This is a genomic window from Nocardioides sp. GCM10030259 (genome assembly GCF_042666375.1).
Classification (GTDB): Bacteria; Actinomycetota; Actinomycetes; order Propionibacteriales; family Nocardioidaceae; genus Nocardioides.
In genome coordinates this window covers 282,271-293,759 of record NZ_JBHTDF010000003.1, presented here as the reverse complement: position 1 = coordinate 293,759, position 11,489 = coordinate 282,271, and the positions used below count along the sequence as shown (strand labels likewise).

The 11,489-nt window shown below is 72.7% G+C and carries 9 protein-coding genes; 4 read left to right on the top strand and 5 right to left on the bottom strand.

What is annotated here, in order from left to right; all coding sequences use genetic code 11:
• Nucleotides 1-78 precede the first annotated feature (78 nt).
• Nucleotides 79-402 (bottom strand): antibiotic biosynthesis monooxygenase family protein, encoded by a 324-nt coding sequence (locus ACFQQI_RS04095; protein ID WP_378558326.1) that lies wholly within the window; start codon nt 400-402, stop codon nt 79-81.
• A gap of 125 nt (nt 403-527) precedes the next feature.
• Here ACFQQI_RS04095 and ACFQQI_RS04090 point away from each other — a divergent pair, with 125 nt between their 5' ends.
• Nucleotides 528-1,697: an RtcB family protein gene (locus ACFQQI_RS04090; protein ID WP_378558323.1), complete on the top strand. Its 1,170-nt coding sequence runs from the start codon at nt 528-530 to the stop codon at nt 1,695-1,697.
• Here ACFQQI_RS04090 and ACFQQI_RS04085 read toward each other — a convergent pair.
• A complete protein-coding gene (locus ACFQQI_RS04085; protein ID WP_378558320.1) occupies nt 1,684-2,313 on the bottom strand; it encodes an aspartate/glutamate racemase family protein in 630 nt (209 codons plus the stop codon). The genes ACFQQI_RS04090 and ACFQQI_RS04085 overlap by 14 nt on opposite strands.
• 43 nt (nt 2,314-2,356) lie before the next feature.
• Here ACFQQI_RS04085 and ACFQQI_RS04080 point away from each other — a divergent pair, with 43 nt between their 5' ends.
• A complete protein-coding gene (locus ACFQQI_RS04080; RefSeq protein WP_378558317.1) occupies nt 2,357-3,715 on the top strand; it encodes a TrpB-like pyridoxal phosphate-dependent enzyme in 1,359 nt (452 codons plus the stop codon).
• Here ACFQQI_RS04080 and ACFQQI_RS04075 read toward each other — a convergent pair.
• Entirely contained in the window at nt 3,712-4,299 is a 588-nt protein-coding gene (locus ACFQQI_RS04075) for a TetR/AcrR family transcriptional regulator (RefSeq protein ID WP_378558314.1), read from the bottom strand. The two genes, ACFQQI_RS04080 and ACFQQI_RS04075, sit on opposite strands and share 4 nt — an antisense overlap.
• 98 nt (nt 4,300-4,397) lie before the next feature.
• Here ACFQQI_RS04075 and ACFQQI_RS04070 point away from each other — a divergent pair, with 98 nt between their 5' ends.
• On the top strand, nt 4,398-5,765 hold the full coding sequence (locus ACFQQI_RS04070) for an FAD-binding oxidoreductase (protein ID WP_378558311.1): 1,368 nt from the start codon (nt 4,398-4,400) through the stop codon (nt 5,763-5,765).
• Here the strand turns inward: ACFQQI_RS04070 and ACFQQI_RS04065 are convergent.
• On the bottom strand, nt 5,749-8,460 hold the full coding sequence (locus tag ACFQQI_RS04065; RefSeq protein ID WP_378558308.1) for a hypothetical protein: 2,712 nt from the start codon (nt 8,458-8,460) through the stop codon (nt 5,749-5,751). The two genes, ACFQQI_RS04070 and ACFQQI_RS04065, sit on opposite strands and share 17 nt — an antisense overlap.
• A gap of 118 nt (nt 8,461-8,578) precedes the next feature.
• Here ACFQQI_RS04065 and serA point away from each other — a divergent pair, with 118 nt between their 5' ends.
• The gene (gene serA / locus ACFQQI_RS04060; RefSeq protein WP_378558305.1) at nt 8,579-9,778 is read left to right on the top strand and encodes a phosphoglycerate dehydrogenase; all 1,200 of its coding nucleotides are present in this window, start codon (nt 8,579-8,581) and stop codon (nt 9,776-9,778) included.
• 106 nt (nt 9,779-9,884) lie between these two features.
• On the opposite strand, the gene ACFQQI_RS04055 is transcribed toward serA, so the two are convergent.
• Nucleotides 9,885-11,471 carry an alpha/beta hydrolase gene (locus ACFQQI_RS04055; protein ID WP_378558302.1) on the bottom strand — a complete coding sequence of 529 codons (1,587 nt, stop codon included), beginning with the start codon at nt 11,469-11,471 and terminating at the stop codon, nt 9,885-9,887.
• Nucleotides 11,472-11,489: the final 18 nt, after the last annotated feature.

Below are 11,489 nucleotides of genomic sequence, written 5' to 3'. Positions count from 1 at the left end.
ACGACCAGGTGCCCTACAACCCCGACCTACACGGCCGGCTCAGCACCCTCACTCAGGAGGCTGCTTGACATAGGGCTCTCAGCGCGGTCCGTCGGGACCGTAGGACCGGGTGACGGTCGCGACCCGCACCCGGTAGTCGGAGTACCACGCCGCCCGGCCGCGCTGCTGGGCGACGAGGTGCTCGGCGACCTGCTTCCACGCGGCCGCCGCCGCGTCGTCGACCCAGTACGACACCGTGATGCCGAGGCCGTCGCGCGCCGCCTCGATGCCCAGGTAGCCCGGCTGCTCGCGGGCGAGCTCCTCCATCCGGGCGGCCATCACGGCGTACCCGTTGTCGCCCTCGGTGCGCAGCGACGTGAAGACGACCGCGGTGTACGGCGGCTCCGGGGTCTCGGCGATCACGCTCCGACACTACTGGCCACCGCATCTCCCCCCGCACACCGGAAACCGGAGGTGCAAGCGATATCGGGGCTCCTAGCCTGACGCGGCCGTCGCACGATGCGACGCGAAGCAGACAGGAAAGGACCATGGAGAAGATCAGCCAGAAGCTCATGAACTGGGCTTCGATCCTCGAGCAGGGCACCCGCGACCAGGCGGTGACGACGGCGACGATGCCGTTCATCCACCCGCACCTCGCGCTGATGCCCGACGCGCACCTGGGGCTGGGGGCGACCGTCGGCTCGGTCATCCCGACCCTCGGCGCGATCATGCCCGCGGCGGTCGGTGTCGACATCGGCTGCGGCATGATCGCCGTCCGCACGCAGTACTCCCGCGACGAGCTGCCGGCCGACCGCCGGCCGCTGCGCGAGGCCATCGAGCGGGCGATCCCGCTCTCGGCCGGCGCGCAGAACCGGAAGGTCAGCAGGAAGCACACCCGCGAGCGGCTCGAGCGGCTGACGAAGGATGCCGAGCAGACCCGGTTCGACCCCGCGACGTACTCCAGGCACTGGGAGCTGCAGCTGGGCACGCTCGGCTCGGGCAACCACTTCATCGAGGTGACCGTCGACGAACTGGACCGGGTCTGGCTGTTCCTCCACTCCGGCTCGCGAGGCGTGGGCAACAAGATCGCGCAGCGGCACATCCGGGTCGCGCGCGACCTCGCCGAGCAGCGCGGCGAGAGGCTGCCCGACCGCGACCTCGCCTACCTGACCGAGGGCACCGACGAGTTCGGTGCCTACATCGGCCAGATGCGCTGGGCGCAGACCTACGCGCTGCTCAACCGCGAGGAGATGATGGACCGGGTCGTCCGCCAGTTCTCCGAGTGGGTCGCCGGCGACGTGGAGCGGCAGGAGGAGATCAACTGCCACCACAACTACACCGCGCAGGAGACCCACTACGGCGAGACCGTCTGGCTCTCGCGCAAGGGTGCCATCAACGCCGAGGCCGGACGCCCCGGCCTGATCCCCGGCTCGATGGGCACCGCGTCGTACGTCGTGGTCGGCAAGGGCAACGTCGAGTCGCTGAACTCGGCGCCGCACGGCGCCGGCCGTGAGTACTCGCGCACCAGGGCCCGCAAGACGTTCACCCGCGAGCAGCTGCGGGAGGCGATGGCGGGCATCGAGTACCGCGACACCGACGCGTTCATCGACGAGATCCCCGCGGCGTACAAGGACATCGACCGGGTGATGGCCGACGCCGCCGACCTCGTCGAGGTCCGGCACGTGCTGCGCCAGATCGTCAACGTCAAGGGAGACTGAGCGCACTCTCCACGGCGAGCCGGGGGCTGGCGAGCACCGGCACGTCGAGGTCGGCGACCAGGCCGACGGCGCCGGCCATGCTCGCCTGCGCGAGCACGACGACGTCGACGTCGCCCGCGAGAGCGCGGGCGGCGTCGGCGATCGCCGAGAGGTACGCCGGGGTGTCGCCGGCCTCGAAGGAAGCCCAGGCGCCGGGCACGAGCACGTCGGTGACCGCCGGGTCGGCGCCGGCCCGGCGGGCCTCGTCCTCCAGCAGCGACCGCGTCGGCTCGAGCGTCGACTCCACGGCGGCGACCACACCGATCCGCGAGCCGCTGGCCACGGCGACCCGCGCCATCGGCCGGTCGACCCGCAGCACCGGCACGGGCGAGGCGACGGACTCCGCGACCGGACCGAGCGTGGAGCACGTGCAGACCACGACCCGGGCGCCCCGGGCGGCGAGGGCGTCGAGGGCCGACCGCACGCCGGCCTCGACGACCGGCGTGAGCCCGTCGGCGCGGGCCTGCTCGAGCAGGCCAGGCTCCACGGCATGCACGGTCTCCGCGGCGTCACCGACCAGCGAGTCGAACGTGCCGACGTGCACCTCGGCGGTGTGCAGGAATCCAACCATCGACATGGGGGACATCCTGCACGCCTCACACCCGCTAGCGTGACCGAGCATGAGCGACGACGCGCAGGTCATGTTCACCCTCGACGAGTCCGAGCAGGTCACGCACTGGTACAACCTCGTGGCCGACCTGCCCACCCCGCCGCCCCCGCCGCTGCACCCGGGCACCCGCGAGCCGGTCGGCCCCGACGACCTCGCGCCGCTCTTCCCGATCGAGCTGATCATGCAGGAGGTCACGGCCGAGCGGTACGTCGAGATCCCGGAGCCGGTGCGCGAGGTCTACCGCCAGTACCGGCCCAGTCCGCTCTTCCGCGCCCGCCGCTGGGAGGAGCGGCTCGGGACGCCGGCGCGGATCTACTACAAGTACGAGGGCGTCTCCCCGGCCGGCTCGCACAAGACCAACACGTCGGTGCCGCAGGTCTACTACAACTCGCTGAACGGCGTGACCCGGCTGACCACCGAGACCGGCGCCGGCCAGTGGGGTACGGCGCTGGCCTACGCGTGCGCGCTCTTCGGGATCGAGTGCGAGGTGTGGCAGGTCGGTACGTCGTACGACACGAAGCCCCAGCGGCGCACGCTGATCGAGGTCTTCGGCGGCAAGGTCCACCGCTCGCCGAGCAAGCTCACCGAGTCGGGCCTGGCGTTCCCCGACGACCACACCGGCTCGCTCGGCATCGCGATCTCCGAGGCCGTCGAGATGGCCGCGAAGGACGAGAACACCAAGTACGCACTGGGATCCGTGCTCAACCACGTGCTGCTGCACCAGACCGTGATCGGCGAGGAGGCGCTGCGCCAGCTGGCCAAGGCCGGCGAGAGCTGCGTCGACCTGGTGATCGGGTGCGCGGGCGGCGGCTCCAACTTCGCGGGGCTGTCGTTCCCGTTCCTGCGCGAGAAGCTCGCGGGCAGGCAGAGCCCACGCATCCTGGCCGTCGAGCCGAGCTCGTGCCCCACGATGACGCGCGGCGAGTACCGCTACGACTTCGGCGACACGGCCGGCCTGACCCCGCTGATGAAGATGTACACGCTGGGCCACGACTTCGTGCCGTCGCCGATCCACGCGGGCGGGCTGCGCTACCACGGCATGGCGCCGCTGGTCTCGCACGCCGTCCACGAGGGCCTGATCGAGGCGACCGCCCTGCACCAGTCGGAGTGCTTCGAGGCCGCCCTCGAGTTCGCGCGCACCCAGGGCATCGTCGCGGCACCGGAGTCGTCGCACGCGCTGGCCCAGGCCAGGCGGGAGGCGCTCGCCGCCAAGGACGCCGACGAGGAGAAGGTGCTCGTCATCGGCCTGTCCGGGCACGGGCTCCTGGAGCTCGGTGCCTACGAGACGTTCCTTGCGGGCACGCTCGAGGACGACCCGCTGAGCGACGACGCGCTCGTCGAGGCACTGGCGGGAGTCCCCCAGGTCTAGCTGGCCCGCGCGGCGGCAGCGCAGACCAGGTCGGCCATCAGGTCGGCGGCGCCCGCGCTGGTCAGGCCGCTCCCGGTGAGCGACTGCCAGGTCCGGAAGCCCAGCGCGAGGTCGACGGCCGCGACGACCTCGGCGTCAGCGCTCCACGCGTCGAGCAGGGCGGACCGGATCATGCCGAGCGGTCCACCGAAGCCCAGGTCGCTGACCTCGCGCACGATCGGCTCGGTCTCGGCGTCGCGCAGCACGTGGCCGACCATCTGCTGGTTGTCGTCCCAGAAGGCATACAGCTCGCCGAGCCCGTGCCGGGTCCGCTCGCGCGGGTCCGCGATCGCGGCCCAGTCGTCGACGGCCGGCATGGGGTGGGCCGCGGAGTAGTGGGCCGAGCACGCGTCGAGCAGCGTCCGCTCGTCGGGGAAGTAGCGGTAGAGCGTGTTGCGTTGTACGCCGGCCCGCTCGGCGACCGCGCTGAGCGAGGTACGTGCGGGGCCCAGCGTGCCGTGCAGGTCGACCGCCGCCACCACGATCCGACGACGGGTCTCCTCCTGCTGCTCGGCGCGACGCCGCTGCTCGTACTTCCTGGCCACGGCAAAATTATTGCACACATCTGTTCAACCAATTGACGGTGGCCGGAGTGTCCCGTACTTTCGACGAACATTATTGTTCATCGAAAAGGAGCAACACCATGACCACCTCGCTCACCACCGACCTCGACCCCCACTCCCTGGTCCGGCCGGAGGACCACGGCTTCGACCGGGTCCGCGGCACGTTCAACGTCCTCGACGACCAGCGCCCCGAGGCGATCGCCGTGCCCGGGGACGCGGGCGAGGTCGCCGACGTCGTCCGCTGGGCGCGCCGACGCGGCCTGCGGGTGACCGGGCAGGCGACCGGCCACAACGCAACCCCGCTCGGGTCGCTCGAGGGCACCGTCCTGGTCAACACCTCGGCGCTCACCGAGGTCCACATCGACGCGGCCGCGAGACGGGTACGCGCCGGAGCGGGCACCCGCTGGAGGGACGTCTCACCACGGCTCGCCGACCTCGGCCTCGCCGGGCTGCACGGCTCGTCCCCCGAGGTCGGCCTCGCGGGGTACTCGCTCGGCGGCGGGATCGGCTGGCTCTCGCGCAAGCACGGCATGCAGACCAACGCCGTCACCGCGATCGAGGTGGTCACCGCCGCCGGCGACCCGGTGCGCGCCGACCGCGACCACGAGCCCGACCTCTTCTGGGCGATGCGCGGCGGGGGCGGGAGCTTCGGCGTCGTGACCGGGCTGGAGTTCGGCGTACAGCCCCTCACCGAGGTGTACGCCGGCGCGCTGTTCTACCCGGTCGAGCGGATCGCCGAGGTGCTGCACACCTGGACCGCCCTGCTGCCGGGCTTCCCGGAGGAGATGACCACCTGGTGCTCGGTCATCCACTTCCCGCCGTTCCCGGAGGTACCAGAGCCGGTGCGCGGGCGGTCGTTCGTCATCGTGCTGGTCGCCCACCTCGGCGCCGAGGCCGACGGCCGTGCCCTGCTGGCGCCGCTCCGCCGGCTGCGACCGGCGACGGACACGGTCGCGGTCCAGCCGCCGACGGCACTGCACCGCCAGGCGATGGACCCCGAGCAGCCGCTCCCGTTCCGCGCCACCACCGCGCTGCTCGACGAGCTGACCCCCGCCGCGATCGAGGACGTCGCCCGCATCGCCGGCCCGGACTCACCGCTCGGCCTGGTCGAGCTCCGCCACCTCGGCGGCGCGCTCCACCGCGCCGCACCGGACGCCGGTGCCCGCGCGACGCTGCCCGGCAGCATCGGGATGCTCAGCCTCGGCGTCGTCCCCGAGCCGGCGGCCGAGCCGACCGTCCGCGACGCCCTCGACGGGATCGCCGCCACGGTCGCGGACCAGCGGGTCGGCGACTACCCCAACTTCGTGATGAACCCGGCCGACGTCAGCACGTTCTTCGACCCGCAGACGTGGGAGCGGCTACGGCGGGTCAAGGCGGCGTACGACCCCGAGGACCTGGTGCGCGGCAACCACCACGTCCCGCCCGCCGGGGTCAGTCCGCGTCCGTGACGGTCACGGTGCGCACCAGCTCCCGGTCGCCGAGCTCGATCCGGACCCGGAGCGTCTCGTCGCCCTCGACGAGGCGGTCGCGGCGGGTCGGGATCGCCAGCTCGATCCGGCGCTTCCCCGGGGGCAGCGACTCGAAGAGCGCGAGCCCGGCGCGTCGCAGCGTCATGCGCGGTGCGGCCTCGCCGACCTGCCTGCGGATCCAGCCCCGGGCGATGTCGCTGACCCGTAGCACCGAGCCCGAGCCACGCAGCACAACGACCGACACCGACACGTCGTGGTCGGCGACCCGGTCCATCGACACCCCCCACCGCACCGGCTCGCCCTCGGTCACGCGCCGCGTGGTGCGGACCCGCATCCGCGGCCGCGGGTCGTCGTCGACGACCGTCAGGGCGCCGGTGTACCGGTCGGTGACCACGTTGCGGCTCCCCCACGCGGCCACCTGGGTGATCAGCTCCGGGTAGTCGGCCCGCCGGTCGGCGTCGTACGCGATCGGGATCGCGCCGCCCGTCTGGCCCGGCGCCAGGTCGATCCGGAACCGCTGGCTGTCCCGCCGCGCCTGGCCCACGGTCGACACGACGAACGTCGCGGGCTCGGTCAGCGTGCCGTTGACCCGGAACGGCAGCCGCGCGATCTTCCGGCCGCCGGAGCCCTCGCGCACCCGGACCCGGTCGACGTCGATGGTGGGCAGCCGCCGGGCGGGTACGGCGGACAGCGCGGCGGGCGCGGCGGCGAGGTCGGCCACCCAGACCCGGCCGCGGCTGCTGGCACCGACCAGGTCGACCCGGACGATCCGGGTGAGGTCGAGCGTCGTGCCTGCGGGGTCGACGACGAGCGTCTGCGCCCACAGCTTGCGGCTGTCGGGGGCCCGGCCGAGGCCGGGCAGCCACAGTCCGCCGACGGGATCGAGCAGCGCGCTGGCGCCGGTCGCGTCGGTGAGCCGGACCCGGAGCGCGACGCCGCTGCGGTCGTCGACGATCGTGCGGAGGTCGAGGCGCCGCCCGGTGAGGTCGAGGGGGCTGCGCAGCAGCAGCCCGCCGGACTGTCCGGGCGCGGTCCACTCCATCTCGAAGAAGTCGCGCGCCGGCACCGCCTCGCCCTGCAGCAGCCACATCGGCGCGGCGGCGGCCGGGCCGACGTCGTTGCCGCACGACGCGTACCGGCCGGGGATCAGCGTGCCGCGGCAGAAGCGGGTGCTCGCACCGTCGGCGAGCGCGAGCGAGGTCGAGCCGCCCGGCGTCCGCAGCTCGCGGCCGCCGCCGATGGCGTGGCTGAGCGTCTGCGCTGCTCCCTGCGACGCGACCCGCGCGCGGGAGCCGTCGAAGAGCGGCAGCACCCGGTTGTCGCTGTTCGCGAAGAGGTGCACCGCGCCCGCGACGTACGCCGTGCCGACCGCGCGCTGCTCGCCGGCCGAGAGCCGCGCCGGGTCGCGGCGGCCGCAGGTCCGGTCGGGCGAGCCGTACCAGTCGTCGTTCGCCGCCGCGCGCGCGGTCGCCGGCGTCCACTCGGTGTTGAAGAAGTTGTGGTTGGCGCCCATCACCAGGACGCTGCTGCGGAACGCAGTGTCGTCGGCGGTGAGGTCGCGCGCGAGGTCAGTGAACCGCTGCCCCTGGAGGTCGCCGACGTCGCCGTCGCAGTACGGCAGCAGCGTCACCGTGGGGACGTACGGCGCGGTCTGCGACCCGAAGTCGGTGGGTGCGACCAGGACCTGGCCGACGATCCGGTAGGCAGCACCGAGCGGGATCCGGATCGCGGCCCGGTTGACGCCCTCACCACCGCGGCTGTGGCCGACCAGCACGACCCGGCCGAGGTCGACCTGGTGCGCCGCCGCGATCGTGGCCCAGTGGTCGAGGTGGGCTTGCACGATGCGGGCGCGCGCGTCGGCGCCACCGTCGGCGGTCTCGCCGTCCTGCGCGTTGATGCCGTTGACGCGCACCGAGACCGTCGCGTAGCCCTGCGACGCCAGCACCCGCTGGAGGTAGTCGTAGCCCAGGTGGCTGGGGGTCTCCGCCAGCGGACGCCGGCACGGCCACCCGTCCGACCGGTCCTGCTCGTTGGCCGGGTCGTAGCACCAGCCGTGCCGGCCGTGCATGAAGAGGACCAGCGGTCGCGGGCCGGTGGCCGCGTCGGCGGCCGGCTCGACCACGTGGCCGACCATCTCGATCGGGTCGGACATCCCGGGCACCTTCACCGCGGGCAGGGCGTAGTCGCTGGTGGCCACGGCGTACGGCCCGGGCGTCGCGGGGTCGGTCTCGAGCGTGCGGGTGCCCGGCAGGTCGAGCACCGGGTCGGGCGCGCCGCTCCCTCGCCGCTCGAGCTGACCGCCTGCGCTGTCGACCTCGGTGCCGTCGAGCCGCAGGCCGGAGAGCACGACGTCGAGGCGCGCCGTGTCGAGGTGGCCCGGCGCGTCGACGCGCGCACGCACGGTGCGGCCGTCGGCGGCCACGGTCGAGGTCCCGATCGTCCAGCTCGCCGGCCCGACGACCGTCGGGCGGTCTGCGGTGATCGGCAGGCGCGTGGGCGAGGTCCACGCCACGGCGTACCGGCCCGGCGCGAGCTGGTCGACGTGCCACGTCCCCACCTCGTGGCGCTGCGGCGCATCGCTCGCCGGCGTCGACTCCGCGCCGCCTCCACTGACGACGGTGGCAGCGAGCGCGAGGGCGGCCGCGGCGACGGCCCACCTGGGACGGCGGAGCATGGGCGCATCATGCACGTCGGCAGGGCCCCGCGACGGGGAACCGGAGGATCCATACCCAAACGTCCACCCACCGGCGCCGGTTCGGTGCCTGGGACGCCCGCGCCTACGCTGGTTGATCGTGAAGGTGCTGCTGCTCGAGAACATCCACCCGGTCGCCGTCGAGGTCCTGGAGGCGCGGGGCTTCGAGGTCGAGCTGCGGACCAGCTCGCTGTCCGAGGAGGAGCTCCGCGAGGCGCTGGCCGGCGTCCACCTGCTCGGCATCCGCTCGAACACGCACATCACACCGGCCGTGCTCGAGGGCGCGACCGACCTGCTCGCGATCGGCTGCTTCTGCATCGGCACCAACCAGGTCGACCTGGTGGCGGCCGCCGAGCGCGGGATCGCGGTCTTCAACGCGCCGTACTCCAACACGCGCAGCGTCGTCGAGCTGGTGATCGCCGAGATCATCGTGCTCGCGCGCCGGCTCGCGGAGAAGACCGAGCGCATGCACGCCGGCGTGTGGGACAAGTCCGCGAAGGGCAGCCACGAGATCCGCGGCCGCACGCTCGGCATCGTCGGCTACGGCAACATCGGCACGCAGCTGTCCAACCTCGCCGAGGCGATGGGGCTGCGGGTCATCTTCTTCGACACCGCCGACCGGCTCGCGCACGGCAACGCGCGCCGGGTGCGGACCCTCGACGACCTGCTCGCCGAGGCCGACGTGGTGAGCATCCACGTCGACGGCCGGCCCGGCAACGCCGGCATGTTCGGCGCGGAGCAGTTCGCGAAGATGAAGCCGCGCAGCCTCTTCATCAACGCCTCCCGCGGCATGGTCGTCGACGACGCCGCGCTCCGCGAGAACATCCTCTCCGGCCACATCGCCGGCGCCGCGCTCGACGTGTTCCCGGTGGAGCCGAAGGCCCAGGGCGACGCGTTCGAGTCGGTGCTGCGCGGGCTCGACAACGTGATCCTCACCCCGCACGTCGGCGGCTCGACCCAGGAGGCCCAGGAGGAGATCGGCTACTTCGTCGCCGGCAAGCTCGCGGGCTTCTCCCAGGAGGGCCGCACCGAGCTGTCGGTGAACGTCCCGGCGGTCCAGGCGCCGCAGCTCCAGGCCGGACACCGGATCGGCTACCTCCACGTGAACGTGCCCGGCGTGCTCGCCGACGTCAACCGGATCCTCGCCGAGGGCGGCGACAACATCACCGGGCAGTACCTCTCGACGCGTGGCGAGCAGGGGTACGTCGTCACCGACACCCTCGACCCGCTCCCCGCCGACGCGCTGGCCAAGCTCGCCCAGTCCGAGCACACGATCTGGCTGCGCACCTGGGACGCGTGACGCGCTCCGGCGGCTGGCTGTAACGGGGTGTTGTGGTGTCCTCCGGCCCGGTATGACGGGCCAGCAGGTGCCACAACACCCCGTTACACGTCGACGGTGACCCGGATCAGCGGCCCCACCAGGAGCGGAGCTCGGGCAGCGCGACCCGCGAGCCCTTCTTCGGCGGCTCGGGGGCGGGCAGCGGCTTGCACTCCTTGTCGGCCCGGCTGCCGGCCTTGCGGGTGGGCAGCGTGCCGTCCTCGAGCACGTTCGCGATCGCGTTGTCGGTGCAGGCGACGCCCGAGAGCGACACCGCGTGGGAGTAGCCGCCGACGCCGGCGACCAGCGAGGCGCTCGGGAAGATCTTGCGGGCGGCCAGCGCGCCGGCGTACGGCGTCGCCGGGTCGTGGGTCTCGCTGAGCAGCAGGATCGGCACGTCGGCGAGGCCGGCGCCGGTCACCTGGACACGCTGGGTGCCCTTGACCGGCCAGGTGCGGCAGGGGGCGTTGAACCAGTTGTTGGGCCAGGTCAGGAACGGCGCCTTGCGGTCGATCCGCCGGGCGTCCTCGAGCCAGGTCTTCCACTTCGTCGGCCACTTCGCGTCGGTGCACTCGGTGGCGAGGTACATCGCGTAGCCGTTGTCGGCGGCCTTCCCGACCGGGTTCGAGCCGCGGTAGAGCTGCTTGATCCCCCGGGCCTTGCCCTGGTTGGCGAGCTTGGCGAAGGCATCCGCGACGATCGGGTAGTAGCCGTTGTAGTACGCCGCGTTGAGCAGCGCGTCGTCGAGCTCGTCGGGCCCGACCTTGCCGCCGGCCGGCTCGTTCGCGAGGTCGGAGCGCAGCAGCTGGTAGCGCCGCTCGACGGCCTTGCGACTCTTGCCCAGGTGGTAGACCTTCGGGTACTTGCCGACCCAGGCGAGGAAGGCGTCGAAGGACTTCTGGAACGCCGGGTCCTGGTCGAGGTTGGACCGGTAGAAGACCCGGTCGGGGTCGATGACGCCGTCCATCACGAGCGCCTGCACGTGTCCCGGGAAGAGCGTCGCGTAGACCTGCGCGAGGTAGGTGCCGTAGGAGAACCCGAAGATCGTGATCTTCTCGAGCCCGATCGCCTGGCGCAGCAGGTCGAAGTCGGTCGCGGTGTCGGTCGTGCGCACGTGGCCGAGCAGCTTGCGCGCCTTCGCCTTGCCGCAGTCCTTCGCGTAGCGCTCGGTCTTGGCGCGCCACTTCTTCATGATCTTCGACGTGGTCGGCATGTAGTCGGGCCGGTCCCAGCCGAAGTACTCGTTGTCGCAGGTGAGGATCGGGTCGCTGGCGCCGGTGCCCCGCGGGTCGATGCCGTACCAGTCGTAGGTCAGGCCTACCTCGCGCGGCACGTACTGGCCGTACGGCGCGAGCCAGGTGCCGTCGCTGCCCGGCCCGCCGGGGTTGGTGAACACCGCGCCGCGGTAGGGCTCCTGGGTGTGCAGCACCCGCGCGACCGCGAGGTCGATCGTCGGGCCCGTCGGGTCCGCGTGGTCGAGCGGCACGGTCAGCGTGCCGCACTGGGCCTTGGCTTCGCGGAGGCTGCTGTCGTCGCAGCGGCCCCAGACGATCGGCTCCACCCGGAACGAGGAGGCGGTCTCCCCCACCGCGGCCGGTGCCGTCGCCGGCACGATCGTCGCGAGGGCGGCTGCCAGGGTCCCGGCGACCGCGGTCGCCACCGTCTTCAGGTGCATGGCGTAGATGAGAACCCG

Bases quoted from the DNA above. Each gene is read 5' to 3' on its own strand.
- ACFQQI_RS04090 (WP_378558323.1), top strand. From the start codon at position 528: ATGGAGAAGATCAGCCAGAAGCTCATGAACTGGGCTTCGATCCTCGAG.
- ACFQQI_RS04085 (WP_378558320.1), bottom strand. From the start codon at position 2,313: ATGTCGATGGTTGGATTCCTGCACACCGCCGAGGTGCACGTCGGCACG.
- ACFQQI_RS04080 (WP_378558317.1), top strand. From the start codon at position 2,357: ATGAGCGACGACGCGCAGGTCATGTTCACCCTCGACGAGTCCGAGCAG.
- ACFQQI_RS04070 (WP_378558311.1), top strand. From the start codon at position 4,398: ATGACCACCTCGCTCACCACCGACCTCGACCCCCACTCCCTGGTCCGG.
- ACFQQI_RS04065 (WP_378558308.1), bottom strand. From the start codon at position 8,460: ATGCTCCGCCGTCCCAGGTGGGCCGTCGCCGCGGCCGCCCTCGCGCTC.
- ACFQQI_RS04055 (WP_378558302.1), bottom strand. From the start codon at position 11,471: ATGCACCTGAAGACGGTGGCGACCGCGGTCGCCGGGACCCTGGCAGCC.